Origin of the sequence: Streptomyces lacaronensis (assembly GCF_047337785.1) — a bacterium.
Classification (GTDB): Bacteria; Actinomycetota; Actinomycetes; order Streptomycetales; family Streptomycetaceae; genus Streptomyces; species Streptomyces lycopersici.
Window position 1 is genome coordinate 5054106 of the sequence record NZ_JBLHDK010000003.1, and the last position, 24786, is coordinate 5078891.

At 71.6% G+C, this 24786-nt stretch carries 17 protein-coding genes; 11 read left to right on the forward strand and 6 right to left on the reverse strand.

Annotated elements, in window-relative coordinates:
* The first annotated feature begins 129 nt into the window (after positions 1 to 129).
* A complete protein-coding gene (locus ACMTAK_RS21525) occupies positions 130 to 2148 on the forward strand; it encodes a GTP-binding protein (protein WP_413807730.1) in 2019 nt (672 codons plus the stop codon).
* A gap of 159 nt (positions 2149 to 2307) precedes the next feature.
* On the opposite strand, the gene ACMTAK_RS21530 is transcribed toward ACMTAK_RS21525, so the two are convergent.
* Together ACMTAK_RS21530 and ACMTAK_RS21535 are read right to left on the reverse strand one after the other, a co-directional pair.
* Complete coding sequence (locus tag ACMTAK_RS21530; RefSeq protein WP_413807731.1) at positions 2308 to 3561, reverse strand: IPT/TIG domain-containing protein; 1254 nt, start codon at positions 3559 to 3561, stop codon at positions 2308 to 2310.
* Between the two features lie 84 nt (positions 3562 to 3645).
* Positions 3646 to 4398 carry an IPT/TIG domain-containing protein gene (locus tag ACMTAK_RS21535; protein WP_413807732.1) on the reverse strand — a complete coding sequence of 251 codons (753 nt, stop codon included), beginning with the start codon at positions 4396 to 4398 and terminating at the stop codon, positions 3646 to 3648.
* A 493-nt stretch (positions 4399 to 4891) separates the two neighbouring features.
* On the opposite strand from ACMTAK_RS21535, the gene ACMTAK_RS21540 reads away from it, so the two are divergent.
* The 5 genes from ACMTAK_RS21540 to ACMTAK_RS21560 are packed head-to-tail and all read left to right on the forward strand — an operon-like array spanning position 4892 to position 12704.
* A complete protein-coding gene (locus ACMTAK_RS21540) occupies positions 4892 to 6550 on the forward strand; it encodes a S1 family peptidase (protein WP_413807733.1) in 1659 nt (552 codons plus the stop codon).
* Positions 6547 to 8982 (forward strand): serine/threonine-protein kinase, encoded by a 2436-nt coding sequence (locus ACMTAK_RS21545; RefSeq protein WP_413807734.1) that lies wholly within the window; start codon positions 6547 to 6549, stop codon positions 8980 to 8982. The genes ACMTAK_RS21540 and ACMTAK_RS21545 overlap by 4 nt, the downstream gene beginning before the upstream one ends.
* Positions 8983 to 8995: 13 nt before the next feature.
* Entirely contained in the window at positions 8996 to 10492 is a 1497-nt protein-coding gene (locus ACMTAK_RS21550) for a VWA domain-containing protein (RefSeq protein WP_413807735.1), read from the forward strand.
* Positions 10489 to 11421, forward strand: a complete 933-nt coding sequence (locus ACMTAK_RS21555) for a hypothetical protein (RefSeq protein WP_413807736.1) — start codon at positions 10489 to 10491, stop codon at positions 11419 to 11421. Before ACMTAK_RS21550 ends, ACMTAK_RS21555 begins: the two co-directional genes overlap by 4 nt.
* The gene (locus ACMTAK_RS21560; RefSeq protein ID WP_413807737.1) at positions 11418 to 12704 is read left to right on the forward strand and encodes an ABC transporter substrate-binding protein; all 1287 of its coding nucleotides are present in this window, start codon (positions 11418 to 11420) and stop codon (positions 12702 to 12704) included. Before ACMTAK_RS21555 ends, ACMTAK_RS21560 begins: the two co-directional genes overlap by 4 nt.
* Positions 12705 to 12710: 6 nt before the next feature.
* On the opposite strand, the gene ACMTAK_RS21565 is transcribed toward ACMTAK_RS21560, so the two are convergent.
* Positions 12711 to 14612: an MFS transporter gene (locus tag ACMTAK_RS21565; RefSeq protein WP_413807738.1), complete on the reverse strand. Its 1902-nt coding sequence runs from the start codon at positions 14610 to 14612 to the stop codon at positions 12711 to 12713.
* 200 nt (positions 14613 to 14812) lie between these two features.
* On the reverse strand, positions 14813 to 17473 hold the full coding sequence (locus ACMTAK_RS21570) for a D-alanyl-D-alanine carboxypeptidase family protein (RefSeq protein ID WP_413807739.1): 2661 nt from the start codon (positions 17471 to 17473) through the stop codon (positions 14813 to 14815).
* Positions 17474 to 17728: 255 nt separating this feature from the next.
* Between ACMTAK_RS21570 and ACMTAK_RS21575 the strand changes: the two genes are divergently transcribed.
* From ACMTAK_RS21575 to ACMTAK_RS21585, 3 genes are all read left to right on the forward strand, one after another.
* Entirely contained in the window at positions 17729 to 18484 is a 756-nt protein-coding gene (locus tag ACMTAK_RS21575; RefSeq protein WP_121824677.1) for a GOLPH3/VPS74 family protein, read from the forward strand.
* A 381-nt stretch (positions 18485 to 18865) separates the two neighbouring features.
* Complete coding sequence (locus ACMTAK_RS21580; protein WP_413807740.1) at positions 18866 to 19759, forward strand: helix-turn-helix domain-containing protein; 894 nt, start codon at positions 18866 to 18868, stop codon at positions 19757 to 19759.
* Positions 19760 to 19952: 193 nt separating this feature from the next.
* The gene (locus ACMTAK_RS21585) at positions 19953 to 20162 is read left to right on the forward strand and encodes a DUF397 domain-containing protein (protein WP_262700422.1); all 210 of its coding nucleotides are present in this window, start codon (positions 19953 to 19955) and stop codon (positions 20160 to 20162) included.
* Positions 20163 to 20295: 133 nt separating this feature from the next.
* Here the strand turns inward: ACMTAK_RS21585 and ACMTAK_RS21590 are convergent, their stop codons facing one another.
* The gene (locus ACMTAK_RS21590; RefSeq protein WP_413807741.1) at positions 20296 to 21123 is read right to left on the reverse strand and encodes a hypothetical protein; all 828 of its coding nucleotides are present in this window, start codon (positions 21121 to 21123) and stop codon (positions 20296 to 20298) included.
* Between the two features lie 154 nt (positions 21124 to 21277).
* Here ACMTAK_RS21590 and ACMTAK_RS21595 point away from each other — a divergent pair, with 154 nt between their 5' ends.
* Both ACMTAK_RS21595 and ACMTAK_RS21600 read left to right on the forward strand, forming a co-directional pair.
* Positions 21278 to 22060 (forward strand): SDR family oxidoreductase, encoded by a 783-nt coding sequence (locus ACMTAK_RS21595; RefSeq protein WP_413807742.1) that lies wholly within the window; start codon positions 21278 to 21280, stop codon positions 22058 to 22060.
* A gap of 314 nt (positions 22061 to 22374) precedes the next feature.
* Positions 22375 to 23949: a sodium:solute symporter family protein gene (locus ACMTAK_RS21600; RefSeq protein WP_413807743.1), complete on the forward strand. Its 1575-nt coding sequence runs from the start codon at positions 22375 to 22377 to the stop codon at positions 23947 to 23949.
* A 96-nt stretch (positions 23950 to 24045) separates the two neighbouring features.
* On the opposite strand, the gene ACMTAK_RS21605 is transcribed toward ACMTAK_RS21600, so the two are convergent.
* Positions 24046 to 24651 (reverse strand): GNAT family N-acetyltransferase, encoded by a 606-nt coding sequence (locus ACMTAK_RS21605; RefSeq protein WP_413807744.1) that lies wholly within the window; start codon positions 24649 to 24651, stop codon positions 24046 to 24048.
* Positions 24652 to 24786: the final 135 nt, after the last annotated feature.

The following is a 24786-nucleotide window of genomic DNA, read 5'->3' on the forward strand; positions in this document are numbered from 1 at the left end:
CCCCCGTGTCCAGGATGTCCGCGACCTCACGTCTACGAGACATCTACGAACAGGAGCAACCGATGCGCCGATTCCTCGGAACGACTCAGCGCCCCCACCGGACGACCGTTTTCGAGGACCTCAGCATCCATGCCCAGCTCTCCACGGGTCTCCCGGACCCTCAACATCGGTGTGCTCGCCCATGTCGACGCCGGTAAGACCAGCCTGACCGAGCGACTGCTCTACGACGCCGGGGTGATCGACCGGCTCGGCAGCGTCGACACCGGGGACACCCAGACCGACACCGGCGAGATCGAGCGGCAGCGCGGTATCACCGTGCGGACCGCGGTCGCGTCCCTCATCGCCGGGGACACCCAGATCAACCTGATCGACACCCCCGGCCACTCCGACTTCATCGCCGAGGTCGAGCGCGCCCTCGGGGTGCTCGACGGCGCGGTGCTCGTGCTGTCCGCCGTCGAGGGCGTCCAGGCACAGACCCGTGTGCTGATGAAGACGCTGCGGCGGTTGCGGCTCCCGGTGCTGCTCTTCATCAACAAGATCGACCGTGCGGGCGCCCGCGACGAGGGGCTGCTCGCGGACATCCGGCGTGCCCTGGCCCCGCATCTCGTCCCGCTGACGTCGGTACGGGGCCTGGGCACGCGGAACGCCCGCGTCCGGCCGCGTTCCCTGGACGATCCGGGGGTGCGCACGGAGGCGGCCGAGGTGCTGGCCGAGACCGATGACGCGATGCTCGCGCGGGTCGTGGACGGTCCGCCCCCCTCGGCCGAGGAGGTGGGCGCGGCGCTCGCGGCCCGTACGGCGGAGGGGCTGGCGCATCCGGTCTTCTTCGGCTCGACGCTCAGCGGCGAGGGCGTCGGGGCGCTGGTCGAGGGGGTGGCCCGGCTGGTGCCGCCCGCGCCGGGCGGCGCGGAGCCGCGCGGCACGGTCTTCGCCGTGGAGCGCGGCGGTGGAGGGGGCACAGGCGGCGGCACAGGCGGCGCAAACGGCGGAAGCGGCACAGGCGGCGGAAGCGGCAGGGGCGGCGCCCGTGGCGGCCGTACGGCCTATCTGCGGCTGTTCTCCGGCGAGGTGGCGCTGCGCCAGCGGGTGACCCTGCACCGCCGCGAGCCCGGCGGCGCCCTGACCGAGCACACCGGGCAGATCACCGCGCTGGAGGTCATCGGAGCTGCGGGGTCCGCGCGCGGGCCGCTGACCGCCGGGAACATCGCGAGGATCAAGGGGCTGCCCGGGGTCCGGGTCGGCGACCGGCTCGGGGCCGTCCACGACGCCCCGTCGGACCGGCGGCACTTCGCCGCACCCAGTCTCCAGACCCTCGTCCGCGCCCGCGAGCCCGGCGCCGCCGCCGCGTCCCGGCTGCATACCGCGCTGCTGGACCTGGCCGACCAGGATCCGCTGATCCACGCGCGGGCGATGCCGGGCGGCGCCACCTCGGTGCTGCTGTACGGGGAGGTGCAGAAGGAGATCATCGCGGCCACGCTGGTCCAGGACTACGGCATCGAGGCGGACTTCGAACCGAGCCGTCCGGTGCTGGTCGAGCGCCCCTCGGGGGTCGGCGAGGCCACCCGCGAGATCGCCCGGGTCGGCCACACCGGGCCCTGGGCGACCGTCGGGCTGCGCGTGGAGCCCACCGAGCGCGGCGCCGGGGTGGTCTTCGGCTACGAGACCGAACTGGGCGCGCTGCCCCGGGCCTTCCACAACGCGATCGAGGAGACCGTGTACGAGACGCTCTTCCACGGGCCCCGTGGCCGCTCGGTGACGGACTGCCGGGTCGTCCTCGTCCGCTCCGGGTTCATCGGCCCGCTGAGCACCGCGGCCGACTTCCGGGACCTCACCCCGGTGGTGCTCGGGGAGGCCCTGGAGCGCGCGGGGTGGCGGATCTACGAGCCGTACCACGCCTTCGAGCTCGAGCTTCCGGCCGAGACGCTCGCCGCGGTCACCGCCCACCTCGCCGCCGCCGAGGCGGACATCGGCGAGAGTGCGGACGGTGCCACGGGGTGGCTGCTGCGGGGCGAGATCCCGGCCCGCCGGGTGCACGGTTTCGAGCGGGTCCTGCCCCGGCTGACACACGGCGAGGGGGTGTGGTGGTCCCGGCCGTGCGCCGACCGGCCGCTGCGCGCCGGGGTGGCGGCCCCGGGCCTCGGCTCCTAGTGCCGCGTCAGTCAAGGTTTGCCCGGTAGCGAGGCGTCCTGGTGCGGTCAGCTGCAAGGCGCCGAATCGGCCTCGTAGTGGGCCTACTCGGTCGGTTCGGCAACGCCGCAGATGGCCGTGGCAGGGCGGCGAGCGGGGCAAACCTTGGCTGACGCGGCACTAGATCCCGGGCGGTCCCACACGGGTGTGGACGACGGTGTTGCTGCTGCCCCCAGGCGTGATCACCTGTACGTTCACCGGCCCGGCAGGTCCGGACGGCGCGATGGCGGTGACCCAGGCGTCGGAGACGACGGTGAACGAGGCGGGCGTGGCGCCGAAGAGCACCGAACTGGTGGTGGTGAGACCGCTGCCGAAGAGTGTGACCGTGGTCCCGGCGTCGAGCGGCCCCTGCGTCGGCGACAGGCCGGTGAGGACGGGGGTGGGCACATACGTGTACGGGACGCCGTTGCTGGTGCCGCCCGGCGTCACCGCCGTGATCTGCACAGTGCCGCTTCCCGGCGGCGCCACCGCCGTGATCCGCGTGGCCGACACCACCGTGAAGGAGGTCGCGCTGACGGCCCCGAACCTGACCGCCGACGCACCGAGCAGATTGGTGCCGGTGAGCGTCACGGTCGTACCGCCGGAGGCGGGGCCCTGGGCGGGTGCGGCGCCGCTGAGGGTGGGGACGCCCACGTAGAAGTACGTGACCCCGTTGCTGGAGCCACCCGGCCCGGTCACGGTGATCTGCACCGGCCCGGCGGCCCCCGGCGGGGCGACCGCGGTGATCTGGGTGGCCGAGACCACGGTGAACGACAAGGCGGGCGCGGCGCCGAAGTTGACGGCGGTGACGCCCGTAAGGCCGCTACCGGTGAGCGTCACCGTGTTCCCGCCGCCGACCGGGCCCTGCCCCGGCGAGACGGACGCGACCACCGGCACCGCCACATAGCTGTACGCCACCCCATTACTCGTCCCACCCGGCGTCGTCACCGTGACCTGCACCGTGCCACTCCCCGCCGGCGCCACCGCCGTGATCTGCGTCGCGGACACCACCGTCACGGACGTGGCACTGACACCCCCGAACCTGACCGTCGCACCGAGAAGATTGCTGCCCGTCAAAGTGACCGTCGTACCGCCGACGGCGGGACCCATGGCGGGCGAGATGCCCGAGAGAGTGGGGGCGACGGCATAACCGAACGCCACCCCATTACTCGTCCCACCCGGCGTCGTCACCGTGACCTGCACCGTGCCACTCCCCGCCGGCGCCACCGCCGTAATCTGCGTCGCGGAGACCACGGTGTACGACAAGGCGAAGTTCGGGCCGAAGCGGACCACCGTGGCCTGGGTGAAGTTGCTCCCGGTCAGGGTGACCGGGGTCCCGCCGCCGGGCGAACCGGCGGCGGGGCTCACGGAACTGATCACAGGAGGGGACGACACGGCCGTCGAGGGACCGGTACCTGTACCTGCGGCTTGAGGGGTACTCAAGATGGTTCTCCTTCTGGCGGGTCGTCCCACGGGTGATCAGATGTTCGGACCGGCCACGTACTGGAACGGGGTCGGGGTGGTGGCGCTGCCTGCCAGGGTGGTGACCGTGATGTCGGCGGGGCCGGGCGCTCCGTCCGCGGTGGGCGGCGAGACCGCGGACAAGGTGGTGTCATTGATGACCGTGAACGGCGCCGCGATGCCGCCGAAGGTCACCGACTGGGTGGTGGAGAAGCCGGTGCCCGGGATGGTCACCGCCGTGCCGCCGGAGGCGGGCCCGGAGTTGGGGTTGGGCGTGCCGATGGTGGGTGTGTCGAGGTAGGTGTAGGAGAAGCCGTTGTTGGTGCCCCCCGTGGTGGTGACGCTGACCCCGACCGCGCCGGCCGCCGCGCCCGGCGGCACCGGAACGGTGATGACGCTGTCGGAGACGACGGTGGGCGTCGCGGTGTTGGCGCCGAAGTGCACGGCCGTGGCCGTCGACAGTCCGGTGCCGGTGATGGTGGCGATGTTGGTGCCCGCGACCGGTCCGGCGGTGGGGCTCAGCGCGGACTTGAAGGGCGCTCCGACGTAGAAGAAGTCCACCGGGTTGCTGGTGCCGCCCGGTGTGGTCACGGTCACGGGGACCACCCCGTTGCCGGACGGTGTGGTGACCGTGACCGAGGTGGGGGTGTTGCCCGCGATGGCGGCCGTCTTGGAGCCGAAGTGCACGACCGTGGCCCCACTGAGATTGTTGCCGTTGATGGTGACGGTCTGACCGCCGCCGCTCGAGCCTGAATTGGGCGTGATGGGCATGGCGCATGGCCTCCTGCGTGAGGACGGAGTGTGGAGGGGCACGGGACCGGGCGGGCTGGACCCGCTCGCGCTCCGGGGAGTCCGATGCGCGACCGCGGGCTTTGGGGCACCCGCCCGGTCCTCCTCGCGGTACGCCTGGCGCCTGGCTCCGGCGAGGACGCGGCGTCCCCAGCGCCGAAAGAATCGACGGGGTCCACCGCACATTTTCAGTAATCCATCCGACGTAGCCCACGACAAGAAGGGTGACGCTACGTCACCCGTTCGGCCGGGCGTGCGAGACCGGCGGGGCCGCACACCGTACGCCCGGGCCTGCCGTCCCGCCCCGTACGGCCCTGGCACGCCCCTCTCCGGCGCCGGGCCCCGCCCCTCACCCGTTCCCGTGACCCATCCGACGGACGGGTCACTTCCGTACGTCCCGGGCGTATGCTCTTGCCACATGGGGGCGGAAATGGGCATTACCGCCAATGCGACCTCCAACGGGGGTACATGGCGGGTGAGGATCCGTAGTTCGGCCGGTGACGTCCTGGGCGCCGGAATCCTCCTGGGCAGCGACACGGTGCTGACGTGCGCCCATGTGATCCCCGACGACGGGCTCCCGGTGCCCGCCACCGAGGTGCTGGTCGAGCTGGTCGAGGTACACGAGGCCCAGCCCGTCCCCGCGCGCGTCGCCGACGGCTGCTGGGTGCCCCAGCGCTCCGACGGCTGCGGCGATGTGGCGCTGCTGCGGCTGGGCCGGCCGCAGCCCGCCGAGCACGCCGCGCCGCTCTACCGGCTGCCGCCGGTGCTCGGCCGGCCGGTGTGGATGGGCGGCTTTCCCAAGGGGCTCGACAACGGCCACTATCTGCGTGCGAAGACCGCCGGGCGGGTCGGCCCCCGGGCGGAGTGGGTGGGTCTCGACCCCAAGTCGCCCAGGGACGTGGTCCGTAAGGGCTTCAGCGGCGCCGGGGTGGAGGACGAGGCGACCCGGCATGTCATCGGCATGGTCGTCAGCCGGTACGACGACCCCGTCGAGGTGCCCTCCGCAGAGCGCCTCAGCGTCTCCTACATGATCCCGGTCGAGACGATCGTGCGCCATCTGCCGGTGGTCCACCGCTGGGTGCGCGGGGACCCCGGGGTGGACCGGCCGCTGGTCTCCCCGCTGACCACCGGTGTCCAGGACATCGGCTTCGCCCAGCGGCTCGCCGTATGGCTGCGCCGGGAACCCCTGACCGGGCGCGCGGGCATCACGGACGTGGAGACCGTGGTCATCGAGGACGACGACCACGCGCGGTACGAGGCCCTCAGCCGCGCCATCACGCTCGCCGACCGCGAGCTGTCGGGCGGCGGCCCCGACGAGGCGGTCTCGGCCGCGCCGCACGGCACCGTACCGCCCCTGGGCAGCGTGGATCTGGCCATCGACGTCACCAAGCGCACCGACACCGAGGTCGCGCTGCGGGTCGCGGACCGCATGGATCTGCGCTCGCCCGGCGACACCTCCCCGCTCAGCCGGGTCCGGGCCAACGCCGTGCCGCTCACCATCGTGGCCGTCGGTGTGGACCGCGCCCGCGACCCGGATGCGCTGGTCGGCTTCATGAAGCTGCTCGCCGACCGGGGCAGCCGACTGCTGCTGGTCTTCCGCGACCCCCACTCGAGCGGACTGCGGCTGGCCGAGCGGCTGTTCCGCCCCGAGGCGGCCCGGATCGACGCCTGGCTGGACGAGCTCGCCGGGCGGGTGGCGCTCGCCGCCGACCGCGAGCACGAGACGGCCGGGCGCGGGGCGCGCCGCTCGTCCTTATCGGACGCCGAGGACGCCACGGCCCTGCGGATCAATCTGACCCGGCTGCGCTCCGACCCCGAGCTGCGCTCCCACCGCATCGTCGCCAAGCTGGCCGCGTTCGAGCACTCGGTGCGGGCGGTCGCCGAGCGGGCCGAGGAGACGCTGCGGGTGATCGACGCCCAGCAGCCGGCGGTCCAGGAGCTGAAGTGGCAGCTGGTGTCGTATACGGCGATGCTCGGGACCAAGGCCGAATCCGAGCGGGCCGAGCTGATCCCGCTGCACCGCGCCGCGGTGCGGCTGCTGGCCGAGGTGCCCTGCGATCTGCCGGAGGCCCGCCGCGCCGTCGACCGGTTCGTGGCCGCCGTGCACACACCGCCGGAGGGGGAGGCGCCATGACGGACCCGACGGATGGGGCGGTCTGCGACCGCCCGGACTGCCGCGGCGAGGGCCTGGGCCGGATCAACGCCCGGGGGTTCTGCTCGGAGTGCGGCCGCAGGCCCCCGCCCGCCACCCCGGATCCCGCTCCCCCATCCGCTGAGCCCGCCGCCCCTCTGGTGTCCGAGTCGACGGCGACCACGGCCCGTGCCCGCCGCCGCGATGTGGCGCGGAAGTTCACGGTGCGACCGGCGGGTGAGGGCCTGCTGGACCTGCCCCGCGTCGAACTCCCCTCGCTGCGCGACCTGGTGATGGACGATCCGCGTCCCCCCTCGCGCGGCCAGACCTGCGGCTGGGAGGGGTGCGACGCGGTCGTGGGCGCGCCCTACGCCGGACAGCCCGCGCTCTCCCGGGGCTACTGCCCGCGCTGCCGCCATCCGTTCGACTTCACCCCGCGGCTGAGCCCCGGCGATCTGCTGGGTGATCAGTACCGGGTGATCGGCTGCGTCGGGTACGGCGGGCTCGGCTGGGTCTATCTCGCCGAGGACACCCAGCTGGACGACCAGCCGGTGGCCATCAAGGGCCTGATCAACAACGAGGACGAGGCGGCCCTGCGGGTGGCGGTCGAGGAGCGCCGCTATCTGACCATGCTCGACCACCCGGGCATCGTCCGGATCATCAACTACGTCACCCGGCCCGACCCCCGCGACGACGGCGCGCTGACGGGCTACATCGTGATGGAGTTCGTCGGCGGGATGACCCTCGCCCAGATCAAGGACCACATCGCGGACGCGGTGCGGCCGTACGACGGGCCGCGGCTGTACGAGCACATCCTGGCCTATGGCTGTCTGGTGCTGCGCGCGCTGGGCTATCTGCACGGCGAGAAGCTGCTGTACTGCGATCTCAAGCCGAGCAATGTGATGCACCACGAGGACCGGGTCAAGGTGATCGACCTCGGCGCGGTGCGGCGGCTGGGCCAGCGGGACGGCGGGCCGCCGGTGATCACCGAGGCGTTCGCCGCCCCCGAGGTGCTGGCCCGGGGCGCCTCCGCCCTCACCGAGCGCCATGACCTCTTCGGGGTCGGCAGGACGCTCGAGGAGCTCTCGGACAAGGCCGCCCGGCAGACCCAGCGGCCGCCGGGCCTGGGCGCCGAGTCCTACCGCCGGGTGCTGGCCCGCGCCACCGCGGCCGACCCGGAGCGGCGGTTCGGATCGGCCGCGGAGATGTCCGAGCAGCTGTGGGGCGTGCTGCGGGAGATCCACTCGCTGCGGCTGAACCGGGAGCAACCGCAGCCGTCCACGCTCTTCGCCCCGACCTCGGCGCTGCTGGACTCCTCGCTGGGCCGGATCCCCGGCCTGGAGCGCTGGCTGGACGGGGAGCCGCGCCCGCTGCTGGCGTCCGGGCTGCCCCGGCCGGAGCGGGTGCCGCTCGGGCTGCCGGTGCCGTTCCCGGACGCGGCGGATCCCGGCGCGGCGCTGCTGGGCGTCCCCACCGACAGCGGACCGCGGCGGCTGATCGAGCAGCTGCACGCCTTCCCCCGCCCCTCCGCCGAGATCCGGCTGCGCGTCTGCCGCGCCTATCTGGAGCTGGGCGAACGGGACGCGGCGGCCGATGAGTTGGCGATCGCCGTCGAACTGATCGGCTCCGCCGCCCCGTACGACTGGCGGCTGTCCTGGCACCGCGCCCTGCTGCGGCTCGCGGACGGCGCGGTGGCCGACGCCCGGCGCGAGTTCGACGAGGTCTACAGCGCCCTGCCCGGGGAGTACGCGCCCAAGCTGGCGCTCGGCTACTGCGCCGAGCACCTGGGCGACCACGAGGCCGCCAAGCGGTTCTATGAGGCGGTGTGGCAGCGCAACCGCTCGCAGGGCAGCGCCGCCTTCGGGCTGGCCCGGCTCCGGCTCGCGGCGGGCGACCGGGGCGGCGCGGTGGAGATCCTCGGCGGGGTGCCGAAGGTCTCCCGCCACTACGACGCCGCGCGGATCGCCATAGTGCGGGTGCTGTCGGGGCGGCTGGGCCACCCCGACGCCCTGCCGACGGCCGAGGACCTGGCGGAGGTGCGCACGAGGCTGCCGCGGCTGTATCTGGACGAGGGACGCGAGTCCGGCCCGGCCCGCGACCGGCTGACGGCGGAGTCGCTGGAGGTGACGCTGGACTGGGCGGAGCGGCGGTCCGGCGCCGGGGAGCAGCGGGGTGCGCCCGCTGGGCACGCCCGTTCAAGGCGCTGGGGACGGAAGGGGCGCGCCGATCGGGGGCGCACCGATCTGGCGGCTGAAGTGCCCCGGAGGGGAACCGAACCCCGGTCACTGGTGTATGGGGAGTGGGAGGACGAAAGCGCGCTGCGCGGGGAATTGGAGCTGACGCTGCGCCGGGTGGCCCGGCAGGCGGACAGCCCCGAGGCGCTCGGGGCGCTGATCGACCGGGCGAACGCCGTCCGGCCCGTGACCCGCGTCTGACAGGGGGGATCAGATGAACGAGGACCGCGGAAAGAGACAGCACGGCCCAGGCCCAGGGGGCGCGGGCCCGGCCCTCACCCTGCGGGTGCACCAGAACAAGTACCTGCCCGCCTCCGCGGGCCGCATTGAGATGCACGCCATCGTCAGCGTGCGGGCCCACGGCCTGGGCCCGGCGGCGGCCCGTACCGCCGCTTCGGAGGTCATCGTCATCGACTGCTCGATGTCGATGAGCTGGCCGCCGACGAAGATCGCGGCGGCGCGGCGGGCCACCGCCACCGCGGTCGGCATACTGCGCGACGGCACCCGCTTCGCGATCGTCGAGGGCACCGAACAGGCCCAGGTGGTCTATCCGTTCACCGGCGGCATGGCGGTGGCGGGGCCGGACACCAAGGCCGCGGCCGCCCGGGTGGCGGCCCGGCTGCCCACGGTGGGCGGCACCGCGATGGGTTCCTGGCTGGACCTCGCCCGGCGGCTGCATCTGCGGCAGCCCGCCGCGATCCGGCACACCCTGCTGCTCACCGACGGCCGTAACGAACACGACCCGCCCGGCTATCTGGACCAGGTGCTGGACGCCTGTGCCCCGCATTTCACCTGTGACGCGCGCGGGATCGGCGACGGCTGGGACGCCACCGAGCTGAAGCGGATCGCCCACCGGCTGCACGGCCGGGCCGACGCGGTCCTGGAGGACTCCGCGCTGGCCGCCGAGTTCGAGGAGATGGTCTCCGCCTCGATGGCCAAGGCGCTGGCCGGGGTGCGGATCCGGATCCGCACCCGGGCGGGCAGCCGGGTCGGTTTCGTCAAGCAGGTGCACCCCACCCGGGCGGACCTCACCGATGAGGGCGTCCGCCCCGATGAGCGCACCTGGGAGTGGACCGGCAGGGCGTGGGGCGACGAGACCCGCGAGTACCAGGTGTCCGTGCTCGCCGATCCGCGGCGCGATCCGATGGGCGAGGACGTGGAGCTGGCCGCCGTGGAGCTGGTGGTGGAGGGCGACACCGCGCTGCCGTCGCCCGAGCCGGAGTCGGTGCTGGTCCAGTGGACGGACGATGTGCTGCTTTCATCCCGTATCGACCCCCGGCTGGCCCACTACGACGCCGACTCCGAGCTGGGTCACGCGATCACCGCGGGCTGCGACGCCTACGAGGCGGGTGACCGGGAGCGGGCCCGGAGCCAGTGGGGGCGCGCCGTCCAGCTGGCCCATCAGCTGGGCAGCGAGAAGATGCTGGCCCGGCTGAGCGGGCTGGTCCACATCGTCGACCCGGCCACCGGCGAGGTGCGGATCCGCGAGCCCATCCGGCCGCTGGACCTCAACTCGGTGATCGTCGTGTCGGAGGAGAGCGCCCCCTTCATGGGGCTGGAGCGCCCGGAGCCCGCCGCGCCGCCCGCCGCGGATGTCCTCTGTCCGGCCTGCGGGCGCAGGTCGCCCGCCACCGCCGGGTTCTGCCAGCAGTGCAACGCTCCTCTGAACGGCGAACCGGGTGAATCGGGTCAGGCGGGCGGCGCGACATGACCGCCACCCGGGCCTTCCTGGTGCGCCGGCTGATCGCCCTGCTCGTGGTCACGGTGGTGGCCGTGGCCGCGCTGCTGGCCGCGTACTACGGCGTCAGCCGCAACTCCAGGGCGGTGACCGACCGGTCCACCCCGGCGATATTGCAGGTGGCCGCCGCGATCGACGCGCTGAACGCCTCGTACGACGAGGCGCGGCGCAGCATCTCGAGCCCCACGGCGCAGTTCGAGGGGCTCAGCGAGGAGTACCGCGACAAGCTGTCGACGGCCAAGCAGAGCCTGACCCAGGTGTCCAAGAGCACCGTCGGGGGCGAGTCGGCGCGCGGGGCCCTGCGCACCTCGGCGGCGCTGGTGACGTCCTATGGCGACACCGTCGAGCAGGCGTACGCGAACCGCGAGAACCCGACGCTCAGGGATGCCTACCTACGGTACGCGGCCTCCATCCTGCGCCACGACCACAGCGGTGTCCTCGACCGTCTGAGGGCGGTGCAGCAGCGGCAGTTCGGCGTGCTCGACGACCAGACCTCGTTCGGCTGGCTGCTGACGTTCGCCTGGTGGCTGCTGGTGCCGGGGCTGTTCCTCACGCTGGCGGCGCTGCTGGTCCACACCCAGCGCTTTCTGCGGCACCGCTTCCGGCGGCTGGTCAATCCCTGGCTGGCGGCGGCCACCGCGCTGCTCGTCGCCCTGCTGCCGCTGGCGGTGTTCACGTACCAGACCCAGGACCGGCTGGAGTCCGCCCGGGCCAGCCTGACCCAATCGGACATCGGCCGCACCAGCGGCCCCACCGCCAGGGAGGTCGCGAGGACGATGCGGAACGCGCATTGGCAGGCCGGTGCGGTCGGCTGGATACCCGTGGGCGGTGCCGTGCTGGCCGCCCTGATCCTGGTGGGGCTCCAGCCGCGTATCGACGAGTACCGGTTCCAGCCCCGATGAGCGCGGCGAAGCGGTCCGGTCACGCCACGGCCACCGTCCTCGGGCTGTGGATGGTGCTGCTGTGTGTCGTGGGCGCGGGCGATACGAGCGGCTGGCAGTCGCGCGGCAGCGTCAGCGTGCTCGCGTCATGGACCGGCGACGAGGGCGAGGCGTTCCGGGCCCTGCTGGACACGTTCACCCGGCGCACCGGCATCCATGTGGACTATCAGGGCACCACCGCGCTGCGCGAGGTGCTGTCCTCGGAGGTGGCCTCCGGGACCCCGCCCGACATCGCCGTGCTGCCCAGCACGGGCGAGCTGGCCGCGTACGCCCGCCAGCGCCAGCTGACCCCGCTGGACGGAGTGATCCCGAGCCGGGAGCGCACGGCCTACGGAAAGCTGTGGACGCCCCGGCTGAGCGCCGACGGGCCGGTGTACGGGATCGCGGTCAAGGCCGATCTGAAGAGCATCGTGTGGTACGACCGCGACCGCCGCCCGGGCACCCTGCCCGCCCTCGCCGCCGACGGCCGCCAGTGGTGCGTCGGCATGGGCGACGACGCGACCTCCGGCTGGCCCGGCACCGACTGGATCGAGGATCTGCTCCTCCAGCAGCAGGGCAGATCCGTCTACCAGGACTGGGCCACCGGCGGTCTGCCGTGGACGGACCCCCGGGTGGAGCGGGCCTGGCAGAGCTGGGGCTCGCTCTTCGGCAGGGACACCGCGCGCACCGCGCTGATCACCGACTTCCGCGAGGCGGGCGCGAAGCTGTTCGGCACGAAGCCGCCGTGCGCGCTGGAGCACCAGGGGTCGTTCATCCGCGGCGGCTACCCCGACCCCGCCAAGGCGGCCTTCGCCTTCTCCCCCGGGCTCCTTCCCGACACCGACCAGCGATCCACCGCCCGGGAGGTGTCCGGCGACTTCGCCGCGATGTTCCGCGACACCCCGCAGGCCCAGGAGCTGATGCGCTATCTGATCTCTGCCGACGCCCAGCGGGCGTGGGGCGAGAAGACCGCCGACAGCAGCACCCACCCGTTCTTCGCCAACCGCGACGTCCAGTTGGACGCCCAGGGCGACGACGCCGTGGGCCGGAGCATCGCGAAGACCCTCCGGGACTCGGCCTCGCTGTGCCTGGACGCCTCCGACGCCATGCCCACGCGCATGCGGGTGGCCTTCCAGCGCGCCGCGCTGGCCTACCTCAGCGACACCGGCAAGCCGCCGGACGGGCTGCTGCGCAGCCTGGAGAGAATCCGCCAGAGCCTGCGCGACACCCCCGACCAGCCCTGGCTGTCGACGGTCTGCGGCTGACCGGGCTCAGGGCGCCATCTCGTCCGGGCAGGGCGTGCCGCGCGGCAGCTGGTACTTGCCCGTTATGCGGTAGATGCCGGGCCGGGGGGCGTGCAGCACCGTCCACTCGTCCTCCGGCTGGCCCTCTTCCCCGCCCACGATCTGCTTGGTGAGACAGCCCTCGCGGTTGATCGGCAGCCGGTCGTCCTCCCCCTTCGGGGCCCGGACGCTGTGCCCGTCCTTGTCCACCAGGCCCAGCCACGGCGAGTACGGGATACGGATGAGCACCGGGCCCTTGGCGCGGACCGACAACACCAGCTGGTCGGCGCCCGCGCGCCGCACGGTGGCGGGCGGGTCGGCGATCTGCGTCGGGTCCTTGACCTCGTACAGCTTCCAGTTCTCGTCCGACCAGACCTGGCGCAGATACGGCAGCTCGGTGCCGAGCAGCTCGGACTCCTTCTCCGCCGCGGTGTCCGGGTCGTCCGCGGGCAGCACCACATAGTGCACCGCCCAGCGCTTGAGCCATTCGTGGTAGCTGACCGGCGTGAGGGTGTCCTCGCCGTAGAAGATCGGGTTCCGGTCCAGGTCGCGCTGGCGGTTCCAGCCGCGCGCCAGATTGACGTACGGGGCGAGCGCGGAGGACTCGCGGTGGCTGCGCACCGGAACCACCTCGACCCGGCCCCGGTCGGCCTTCTCCCGCTTGAGCCGGTCGACCAGCGGCGCCAGCTCACGGGCCCAGGACGCCGAGGGGGCGGTGTGGATCACGTCGTCGGCGGTCTTGACCCCCTGCCACACCGTGACGGTCGCGAGCGCCAGCACCAGGACGGTCCAGCGGCGGCCCGCGCGCGTCGTACGCAGTTCGGCGCGCGGTGGCTTGCGCACCGCGGGCAGCGCGGCGATCAGCACCACACCGCCGAAGACCATGCCGAGCCGGGAGATATTGGTACCGATCTGGGAGGGAATCGCCCAGGTGAGCACCACTCCCAGGCAGTAGAGCCCGGCCCCGACCCGGACCGTCGACCAGGTGCGCGGCACACACATCAGCGTGGCGGCACCGGTGATGAACGGCAGGATCACCGATCCGATGCCCATCGGCTGCTCACCGGAGAACGGGAACAGCCACGCGGACAGGCCGACCACCACGGCCGGGGTGATCCCGAGCGCGTAAGCGGCGGGGCGCCGCTTGGTCAGCCAGAGCCCGGCGGCCACGACGCCCACGAACAGACCGGCCACCGGACTGGACATGGTCGCCAGCGCCGACAGCACGGCGGCCAGGACGAACCGCCCGGTCTTGTGGTGCCAGTGCCGGGAGCGCCACCGCCGGGGCCAGGCGAAGATCACGGCGACGGCCGCGAGCCCGAACATCGCGCCGAGCCCGAAGGTCACCCGGCCCGAGATGGCGTTACAGGTCAGCGCGAACGCGCCGTACATGGCCGGCCACATCGGCCGCCGCACGGCACGGCTGCGCACCAGCAGCAGCGCGAGCAGCCCCGCGGACAGCGTCCCCGCGACCATCATCGTCGAGCGGACCCCGAGGACCGCCATCAGATAGGGCGAGATGACGCTGTACGAGACGGGGTGCATCCCGCCGTACCAGGCCAGGTTGTACGCCAGGTCCGGGTGCTGGAGGGCGAACTCCGCCCAGGCGTCCTGCGCGGCGAGGTCACCGCCGCTGTTCGCGAGCAGCGCCACCCACACCAGATGCAGCAGCGCGGCGGCGGCCAGGGCGGCCAGAACCGGATGGCGCAGGGCCGCCTTCCGGGCCCGCTGCAGCAGCCCGCCCGAAGCGGCCTGGCGGCTCTCGCCCTCCGCCTCCGCCGGGCCGGTCGGCTCTTCCGGCCAGCGCTGCGTGGGTACGCGTATTCGTGCGGCGGTGCTCTCCTCCGAGCCCCCGCCTTCATCGGCCCGTGTCGGATCCACGGTGGTCACTGCGGCTCTCCCCGTCTTCCCCCGAGGTCTGCCCCATCGTCCTCAACCCCGCACCGGGTCACTCCGGTTCCGCGGTGGGTCCAGGCCGGGGACCCATCGACGCTAGCACGCTCGGGCGGCCCCGATCCGGCTCGGGCCCCGGCGGCGTTTCGCGCCGGGGCCGCTTCCTCTCGTCCCCTCTATCCCACTTCCCTCGAGGGTCAGCCGATACGGGTCAGTTTCGCGCCGAACGACGGCTCGGACAGATCCTTCTGAAGGGCCACCGGCGCCTTGAGCTGTCCGGGGCCCGTGCCCACGGTCACCTCGCCGACGACCGTGCCCGCCTTGGCCGAGTGCGGCACCTTCTCACCGCCGTCGCCGATCTTGATGTCGACCGTCAGACCGGACCAGCCGACCGCCTTCAGATCCTTGGTGGCGACGACCGGCGTGGTGCCGCCGAGGCCGTCGTCGACCTGGCCGACGACATCGCCCTTCTTGATGACGGTGGCCGAGGTGAGGGCGTCCTGCGCGGCGGTGATCAGCTTGTAGCTGTTGGTCTGCGCGAGCTGGAGGCTGGCGTCCAGCGTGGTGGTCGCGCGCTGCTCGAGGACCACACCGAGGATCCGCTGCTTCTTGCCGTCGATCGTCCGCACCGCGCCCCACATCAGCGCACCGCCGGCCGGGGTGGACGAACCGGTCTTGATACCGATCACACCCGGCTTCACCAGCAGATTGTTGTTGTTGTAGATGCGGTCGTCGAGCCCCGGGATATCGGTGTTGGGCGTGGCCACGACCGCCCGGAACGCATCGGACTGCATCGCCGCCTTCGCCAGCTTCAGCTGGTCGGCAGCGGTGGACTTGGTGGACTCCTTCAGACCGCTGGGGTCGGTGTAGGTGGTGTGCTTCATCCCCAGGCTCTCGGCCGCGTCGTTCATCTTCTTCACGAACGCGTCGAGCGATCCGGCGTCCCAGCGGGCGAGCAGCCGGGCGATGTTGTTGCTGGAGTTGATTAGCAGCAGTTGGAGCAGCTGGTGCTGGGTGAAGGCCTGCCCCTCCTTGACCTCCGCCCGCGACTCGTCGGCGGACTTCGCCTCCTCGGCCGCCTGCGCGTCGATCTTGATCTTCGGACCCTCCGCGTCGCCCTTCAGCGGATGGTCCTTGAGCACCACATACGCCGTCATGACCTTGGTGACGCTGGCGATCGGCACGGGCTTCTGCTCACCGGAGGTGCCCAGGCTGCCCACGCCCTCGACCTCGGCGGCCGACTGGCCCTGGTCGGGCCACGGCATGGAGAGCGCGCTGCCGCCGAAGCGGTAGGAGGCGTCCGAGGTGAGCTTCAGCGAGGGATCCGGCAGCGGCCGCAGCGCCTGGACGACGCCCAGGATGATCACGAGCAGCACGGCCAGCGGCGTCCAGATCTTGACCCGGCGGACCGCCGTCCGCAGCGGCGTCTCGGGCTTGGGCGGCGTGTTCGTCAGCTGCGCCAGCAGGTCGAGCGGCGCGGGCTGCTTGCCGTCCGGGGCCAGCGGCGGCAGCGGCTGCTGCTTGGTCCGCTCGGCCTCGGGCACCGCCGCGGGCGGGGCGGCGGGGGCCTTCGGCGCGACGGGCGGGGCGGCGGGCTTCGGCGGTGCCGGGTCGTCGGGGGACCGCAGCGGGACGAACTTGCTGGTCCGCTCGTTGTCCGACTCGCCGACGGGCTTCTTGCCGGACGTCTTCGCGTCGGACGCCTTGTCGGCCGTCTTGCTGTCGGCGGTCTTGCTGTCAGCGGTCTTGCTGTCGGCGGTCTTGCCGTCGGCGGTCTTGCCGTCGGCGGTCTTGCTGCCGGCTGCCTTGCTGTCAGCCGGGGGGCCGACCGCCTTGAAGGCGGTGGTCGGCTGGTCGACGCCCTTCTTGCTGCCCTTGTCGCCCTTTCCGCCGTCGCCGCCCTTTCCGGGCTTCTCCGGGAGCACGCCGAAGGCGGCCGTCGGGCGGTCGACCGGCTTGTCGGAGGCGTCGTCGTCCGCGGCGGACGCGGCGGCCTTACCGGACTCGCCCTTGGGCTCGTCCGCCGTGATCTCTTCCTTCTTCTTGGCCTCGTCCCTCTTGGGCCCGCTCTTCTTGGCCTCGTCCCTCTTGGGCCCGCTCTTCTCGGACTCGTCCTTCTTGTCCTTGCCCTCGGCGTCCGCCTTGGGCTTCACCGTCCGGAAGACAGCCGTCCGCTGATCCACCGACGACTTGGACGGCTCATCGCCGTCCCTGTCCGCCCCGGCCTCGGACGCGCCATCAGCCTTCGCGTCGGCGTCCGCCTTGGGCTTCACCGTCCGGAAGACAGCCGTCCGCTGATCCACCGGCGGCTTCGACGGCTCGTCACCGTCCTCCTCCGCCTCGGGTTCGGACGCACGCTCAACCTTCGCGTCGGCGTCCGCGTCATCAGAGTCGTCAGCGTCATCGGAGTCATCGGCGCCGTCCGCACCGTCCTCGTCCGCTTCTGCCTCCGCCTCTGCCTCCGCGCCGGGCTCGGCCGCATCCCCCTTGGGCGATTCGTCCGATGCACCGGCATCCGCGTCCGGCTCCGCCTTCGTCTCCGACGCCCCGGAATCTTCGCCCTGTTCACTATCGCGAACACCAGAAACATCCGCGTCGCCCCGGTCGGCCGCCGGTGCCTCTGGTTCCGCTTCCGCCTCCGCTTCGGCCTTCGCCTGGGAGGTCACCCCGGGCTCGTCAGGAGCCGACTCCGGCTCCTCGGAACCCGGCCGGAGGTCGTCGGACACGACGGCGACCGCCGTCGAGCCCTGGCCCGCCTCCGCTTCGCGCGAGATCGCGAGCCTCGGATCGCTCTCTCCCCTAGCCGTCTCCCCCGACGACTTCTGCTGATCCGACCTGCCGGGGGACTCGCCCGCCACCGATGCCTCCTCGATATGTGTCGCGGGACGCCCTACGCCCCATGGCGTCACGTCCCGCAGCCCAACCTCTACCAGTGTCCTGTGTGTCCGGCACGCGATCGCGCATCGCCACAGCCGGAGAGCGTCTTCAGGTGCCCGCCCACCTGCTAGACGAGAACGACATACCTACTGGTTCCCACCCAAACCCCCCAGGCACTCTCGACAGACCAATGTGAGAGGGGTCACCCTGTCATTCATCCACGCGGGGAGGCATGGATGGGCAGGAGCCGCAGAACAATTCCGGAGGAGCTTCTGCTGCTCGCTTTGGACCCGACCACGGGTACCACGGCGCAGCCGCAGTCGCTTGACCTCGGTCTTGCCGGGGCACAGCTAGTAGAGCTGGCTCTGGCCGGACGGATAGCCCCTGACGGGGATCGTATCGCCGTGGTGCTGCCACGGCCGACCGGAGATCCGACTCTGGACTCCGCGCTGGAACTGCTGCGCCGACGCGGCAGCCCGGTGCGCGCGGTCCACTGGATCGGCGGGCCCCGACTGGGGCTGCGCCAGACGTACCTCACGCACCTGGAGCGCTGCGGCATGGTGCATGCCGTCGCGGGCCAGATGTGTGGCGTACTGCCGACGACTCGCTACCAGGCGACGGACACGGCGATCAGCCGGGAGATCAGGGCCCGGCTGGACAGCGCGATCCGCACCGGCGTACCGCCGGACCCGCGGACCGCGGCGCTCGCCGCCCTGGCCCACGCGGTCGGGCTCGGCAAGCACCTGTATCCCGGGAACGAGGGGCGTTCCTCGCGCTCCAGGCTCCGGGATCTGATCCGGCACGACCCGATGGGCGGTCTCGTGGCGCACGCCGTGATGGACGTGCAGAACGGTGTCGCGGCGCAGCCACGGCGCGCACCGGCCGCGGGCCCAGGCCGACAGCCGGGCACGCGCGCCGCGGCGGAGCCCGCGGCCGGCGTTCCGGCGCAGCCGTCCCGTCGCGGGAGCATGGCCCGCGTCGGAGCGCGCTGAGGCCCCTTCGGGGCGCCATCGCACCAGTACGCACCACCCAGCCCGTCGAACGCACCAGCAGCCCGTTAGCGGGGCGGCGGACACCGCTCCCGGCACCGTCCGGGGCGGAGCGCCACCGTCCGGCTCCGAGCAGCGCCGAGCACCACTGACGCTCCACCGACCGCACCGCAGTCCCCACCGACCCGGTTCGGGAGCCGCTGAAGCGCGCGGGGTGGTGGGACGGCCGATTTGGACGACCGGCCGTCCCACCGCCCCGCGCGCGCGTTCGCCCACCGTTGTGCGGCCGCCCTTGTGCGGCCATTTCCCAGCGCGGCCCCGTCCGGTAGTGGCAGGCTGCTGAGCAGCATAAATCAGCAGTACGAAGCCGGAGGTGCACGTCCCGTGACATCGAACGTCGGCCCCACTGTCCGGCGACGCCGGTTGGGCCAGGAACTGCGCAGGCTCCGCCAGGAGAAGGGCATGACGGCGGAGGAGGTGGCGGAGGAGCTGATGGTCTCCCAGTCGAAGATCAGCCGACTGGAGAACGGACGCCGCAGCATCAGCCAGCGCGATGTGCGCGACCTGTGCCGCACCTACAAGGTGGAGGACAAGGCGCTGGTCGATTCCCTGATGCAAATGGCGAAGGAGTCGCGCCAGCAGGGCTGGTGGAACGCCTTCGGCGATGTGCCGTACAGCGTCTACATCGGCTTCGAGACGGACGCGGCGTCGCTGCGGGTCTACGAACCCCAGGTGATGCCCGGCCTCTTGCAGACTCCGGAGTACGCGGAGGCGGTGATCAGCGGCGCCCTGCCGGAAGCCCCACAGGACCAGATCGCCCAGCGGGTGCAGGTCCGGCTCAGGCGCCAGGAGCGGATCACCGATCCGCTGGCCCCGCTGCGGCTGTGGGCGGTCGTGGACGAGGCGGCGATGCGGCGGGTGGTCGGCAATTCCAAGATCATGGCCGATCAGCTGGACTATCTGGTCCGGATGAGCCATGAGCCCCATGTGACGGTGCAGGCGCTGCCCTTCGACATGGGGTCGCATCCGGGGATGAGCGGGCAGTTCACCATCCTGGAGTTCTCGGACGAGTCGGACACCAGCGTCGTCTATCTCGAGGGCGTCACCAGCGACCTGTATCTGGAGAAGCTCAGCGATGTGCAGAGCTACAGCATGATGTACGAGCATCTGCGGGCCCAGGCGCTGAACGCGGATCAGAGCCGCCAGTTCATCACCGAGATGGCCCAGGAGCACGCCCGCAGACACCAGGAGGAGAGCGAGGCGGCCCCGGCGGACTGAAGGGGGACGGAAACGCTCCGGCGCGAACGGCGAAGGGCGGAGGCTACACCTCCGCGCCTCGTCGCGGAAGGGGCCACGGGAATATGCCATCCGGTCGAGTGAATGGCCCGCTTTCCAGACGATGTTGCCGAGTAACGTCGGTGACGCCTCCAATCGGGGGTGCGTCTCATCTACACAACGCATCGGAGCAATCGTGTCCATTCAGCAGGGAAAGACGAGCATGTGGGTGAAATCCTCGTACTCGGCCGGAAACGGCGCTTGCGTGGAAATCTCCTCCCCGGTCATCAGCGAGATCGCCGTGCGCGACTCCAAGGACCCGCAGGGACCGACGCTCAACTTCGCCCCCGCATCGTGGTCGGCCTTTGTGTCCGACGTCAGCCGAGGCGCCTTCGACCTCGACTGATCTCCGCAACACCCGGCCGCGGTAACGCGGTCGGCGGCGCGGAGCGCCAAGCCCGCATCCGAGCCCTCTCGACCGGTCGCCGTCCCTGCCGAGAGGGCTCTTGCCGTTTCCGGCGCTTTCCCGCATCGCCGCTTCAGCGGAGTTCCGCCACGTATTGGTCCGTACCGGGAATCGTCGGAATGAACGGCGCCATGAATTCCACCCGGCCGAGACCGGCATCGGCCACTTCACCGTCCAGACCGGTGAAACAGGGGTCCCAGCATTCCCGGGGGTCGGCCTCCAGGAACCAGAGCAGGGTCAGCCGGGTGTCGACCCCCTCGACCTGCTTCACATACGACATCCGGTCCGAGGGCAGCGGGGTCGGCCGGAAGACCGTCACCATCGCGGCGGGCGAGCCCGCGAGCCGGCGCGGCAGATGTCTGGATCGGAGCCATGCGAGCAGTTCCTCCCGCTGCTCCGGGCCCTCGCTCTCGATCACCTCCAGTGCCAGCCCGGCGTAGGGGTGGTCCAGCGCGTGGTGGTCACGCGGCCCGGCCGCCCCGTCCCGGTAGACGGTGGCCTCGTGGTCCTGGAAGGCCGTGAAGATGTGCGTACGGTCCTGGTAGACCCGCCCGTCTCGCAGGAGCCGCTTGTTGATGCCGACCGTCCACCGCATGTGGTCCGCGTAGCGCCCCTCGGTGAGCCAGTAGACGGAGAGATAGCAGCCGGCGGTCACCGGCTGGGCGATCGCCGACTTCTCGGGGTAGCGCAGCAGTTGCAGCTCACGGGTGGCGACCCAGCGGCGGCCCGCGTACATCCAGGGCATGGCCATCGCGCCCGCGATGAAGTGGTCGTCCTCGTACCAGCGGTTGTAGGCGTACTCATGGCCCGGGTGCGGCTCGACCAGGGTGATCAAGGCATGGCCCGGACGCACCCCGTACGGGCCGACGGAGGCCAGTTCCGCGTACGCGTCGCTCGTCATGTCCCTCAGGTGTAGCTGACGTGACGTCAGTTGGGGAGGGGTGCGTACGAATCAAGTGCGCGGAATCGGACGGCGAAACGGGGCCGGCAGCGCTCTGGCCATCTCACGGCCGCGCCCCTAACCTGACGCGACGCCAGATACGGGAGGGATCGCCATGCCGCTGCAGGGCAAGACCGTCGTCGTCTCCGGGGTCGGCCCCGGGCTGGGAGCCCGGGTGGTGGCCGCGTGCGTCCGGGACGGGGCCCGGGTGGTGTTAGGGGCGCGGACCGAGGAGCGGCTGCCGAAGGTGGCGGAGGAGGTCGATCCGGGCGGTGAGCACACCGCCTGGCGGCCCACCGACATCGCGGACGAGGCGCAGTGCGAGGCGCTCGCCGCGCTCGCCCTCGACCGCTTCGGCGGGATCGACGCCGTGGTCCATGTGGCCGCGCTGGACAGCCACTTCGGCGGGCTTGAGGACGCCGACTTCGCCTCCTGGGCGCGGGTGGTGGACATCAATCTGTTCGGGACGCTCCGGATGACCCGCGCCTGTCTGCCCGCGCTGAAGCGGAACGGCGGGTCGGTCGTGCTGATCGGCACCCAGTCGTCGTCCGCCGCCCCCACCGAGCTGCGCCAGACCGCCTACGCCGCCTCCAAGGGCGCGCTGACCTCCGCCATGTACGCGCTCGCGCGTGAGCTGGGTCCGCACCGGATACGGGTCAACACCGTGCAGCCCGGCTGGATGTGGGGGCCGCCGGTGCAGGCGTATGTGACCTTCACCGCGCAGACCGAGGGCGTGGGCGAGGCCGAGGTGCTGAGCCGGCTCACCGACCGGATGGCCCTGCCGGAGCTGGCGACGGACGGCGACGTGGCGGAGGCCGCGGCGTTCCTGGCCTCCGACCGGGCCCGGGCGATCACCGGGCAGTCGCTGCTGGTGAACGCCGGTGAACTGATGCGTTAGCGCGACTCCTGTCCGGCCTTTCGGGATCCCGCTCCCGTACGACCCAGCGATCGGTGGGCGTGCGTCTGACGAAGTGCCCGCTCATCGTGGGCGTACAGGCATGCGAACGACAACGCCCCGTCAGGTCAAGAAACGGTAAATTCGTTCTTCTTTCTGATCTGCGTTCACATTCGTGACCTATAGAACCCTTGACCGGTCACCCGAACGAGCGGTTCAATCCCGGAAGTACCCCGCTCCCGCTCGGGGGAACCGCCCATGACGAACGTCGCGGCGGAGTGCGCTCCCGTTCATATGGCGGACCCTTGGGAGGGGACATGAACAGTCTCGACTGGGTTGTACTGATCGGCTACTTCGGTGTCATGGTCGGCATCGGCCTCTGGTCCCACAAGCGTGTGGACAACGTCAGCGACTTCTTCACCGCGGGCGGCAAGATGCCCTGGTGGCTGTCCGGGATCTCGCACCACATGTCCGGCTACAGCGCGGTGATGTTCACGGGATACGCGGCCATCGCCTACCAATACGGCATCACCTCCTATGTCACCTGGTCCTTCCCCATCGCCATCGGCATCGCGATCGGCGCCAACCTCTTCGCGCCGCGCCTGAACCGGGTGCGCAGCAAACTCAGGGTGGCCTCGCCGCTCGAATATCTGAAGAACCGCTACAACCTGCCCACGCAGCAGGCGCTGGCCTGGTCCGGGGTGCTGCTGAAGATCGTGGACGTGGGTGCCAAGTGGGCGGCCATCGCCACCCTGCTCTCCATCTTCACCGGTGTCTCGCTCAACCAGGGCATCCTGATCACGGGCGCGGTCACCGCCGTCTACTGCACCGTCGGCGGGCTGTGGGCCGACGCGCTCACCGAACTCGGCCAGTTCATCATCCAGTTCGTGGCGGGCATCTCGATGCTGATCGCCGTACTCAACGAGCTGGACGGCTTCAGCACCCTCTGGACCGTCTGGGACGACCTCCCCGACAGCCACCACCAGCCGACCGTCGGCCCGTACACCCTGGTCTTCCTGCTCGCGTACCTCTTCATCAAGACCTTCGAGTACAACGGCGGCATGTGGAACCAGGCACAGCGCTATATGGCGACCGACAGCGCCCACTCCGCCAAGCGCTCGGCCCGGCTGTCGGCCATTCTGTGGTTCGTCTGGCCGCTCGTGCTGTTCTTCCCCATGTGGGTCGCGCCGCTGATCATCAAGACGGACAAGCCCGCCGACTCGTACGCGGAGATGGCCGAACACCTGCTGCCGCACGGTCTGCTGGGCCTGGTGATCGTCGGCTTCTTCTCGCACACCATGGCGATGTGCTCCTCGGACGCCAACGCGATCGCGGCCGTGGTGACCCGGGACATCATGCCCGCCGTCTTCAAGTCGGTACGGGAATGGTCCTCCCGCACCGGGCTGCTCGCGGCCCGCTACACCACGCTGCTCTTCCTCGCCCTGTCGATGGCCATCGCCACCCAGGTCAACTCGGACTTCTTCGGGGACATCATCACCGTCGTGATCAAGTGGGTCGCCGGGCTCATGGGACCGATCGCGATCCCGCTGATGCTCGGCATGCTGGCCACCTTCCGCAAGTCGGGTCCGACGGCGGCGCTGGTCAGCTGGGCCATGGGCCTGATCGCCTTCTACCTGGTCAACTACCCGATCAACGACGCGATCGACGGAGGCGTGAACCTGGAGTACCAGATCTCCATCCCGCTCGCGGTCTCGCTCGTGCTCTTCATCGTCGTCGGCTACCTCAAGCCGGAGGACACCCCGGAGCGCGATGCCATCCTCGCCTCGCTCAACTCGGATGACGACGGGCCGGGTTCTGCGAGTGCCGCGCTGTCGGTGCCGGAGCAGGGCGACACGGACGACCGCAAGTCGGTCGCGGGCGCCACGGACTGACGACTTCCGCGCGGCGGCCATGACCCGGGCCGCCGGTCACCACCCTGTGCGGGGTGACCGGCGGCCCGGTTCTGTCTGTTCGTCGGTACGCGCCGTCTATTGACGCGCCGCGCGGGCCGTCAGGTCGCACTGCATGAGGTGGGTATCGATCCAGCGTCCGTGCTTGTGGCCCACCCCGGCCAGCAGGCCCGCCGGGCGGAAGCCGAAGCGCCGGTGCAGGGCGGCCGAGGCATCGCTGCCGGAGTCGGCGATGACCGCGACGACCTGCCGTACGCCCGCCTCGGCACAGCGGGTGAGCAGGGCGTCGAGCAGCCCGGCCCCGAGCCCCGCGCCGGTCCGGCCGGGGGCGAGGTAGATGGCGTCCTCGGCGGTGTGGCGGTACGCGGGCTTGGGACGCCAGGGCCCGGCGTAGGCGTATCCGACGACCGTAAGGCCGTCATCTTCGGGGACGGTACGGCCGTCGGCTTCGGGGGCCGCACGGCTGTCGTCTTCGGGGGCCGCACGGCCGTCGTCGACCTCGGCGACCAGGAACGGCAAGCCCCGGCCGGTCAGCTCCGCGAGCCGCCGCGCCCAGTCCTCGACGGTGGGCGGGGTCTCCTCGAAGGTGACGACGGTCTCGGTGACGTAGTGGCCGAAGATCGCGGCGATGGCGTCCAGGTCGGCGTGGGTGGCATCACGTATGACGGCGGCGGAGGCAGGCATCGGCCCACCGTACGGCCGACCGTTCCCGACGGGGCGGAAACGGAACGCGGGACCGGGGTGGCGATGGGGAGATCCCGCCTGTCCAGGCAACCTTTTGCTCACCAGCGGTTCGCATCCGGAACGTACTATGGTCGG

What these genes read in the sequence shown, in the direction of transcription:
- ACMTAK_RS21525 (WP_413807730.1), top strand. Translation starts at nt 130, where the DNA reads ATGCCCAGCTCTCCACGGGTCTCCCGGACCCTCAACATCGGTGTGCTC.
- ACMTAK_RS21535 (WP_413807732.1), bottom strand. Translation starts at nt 4,398, where the DNA reads ATGCCCATCACGCCCAATTCAGGCTCGAGCGGCGGCGGTCAGACCGTC.
- ACMTAK_RS21545 (WP_413807734.1), top strand. Translation starts at nt 6,547, where the DNA reads ATGACGGACCCGACGGATGGGGCGGTCTGCGACCGCCCGGACTGCCGC.
- ACMTAK_RS21550 (WP_413807735.1), top strand. Translation starts at nt 8,996, where the DNA reads ATGAACGAGGACCGCGGAAAGAGACAGCACGGCCCAGGCCCAGGGGGC.
- ACMTAK_RS21555 (WP_413807736.1), top strand. Translation starts at nt 10,489, where the DNA reads ATGACCGCCACCCGGGCCTTCCTGGTGCGCCGGCTGATCGCCCTGCTC.
- ACMTAK_RS21560 (WP_413807737.1), top strand. Translation starts at nt 11,418, where the DNA reads ATGAGCGCGGCGAAGCGGTCCGGTCACGCCACGGCCACCGTCCTCGGG.
- ACMTAK_RS21575 (WP_121824677.1), top strand. Translation starts at nt 17,729, where the DNA reads ATGGGCAGGAGCCGCAGAACAATTCCGGAGGAGCTTCTGCTGCTCGCT.
- ACMTAK_RS21590 (WP_413807741.1), bottom strand. Translation starts at nt 21,123, where the DNA reads ATGACGAGCGACGCGTACGCGGAACTGGCCTCCGTCGGCCCGTACGGG.
- ACMTAK_RS21595 (WP_413807742.1), top strand. Translation starts at nt 21,278, where the DNA reads ATGCCGCTGCAGGGCAAGACCGTCGTCGTCTCCGGGGTCGGCCCCGGG.
- ACMTAK_RS21600 (WP_413807743.1), top strand. Translation starts at nt 22,375, where the DNA reads ATGAACAGTCTCGACTGGGTTGTACTGATCGGCTACTTCGGTGTCATG.
- ACMTAK_RS21605 (WP_413807744.1), bottom strand. Translation starts at nt 24,651, where the DNA reads ATGCCTGCCTCCGCCGCCGTCATACGTGATGCCACCCACGCCGACCTG.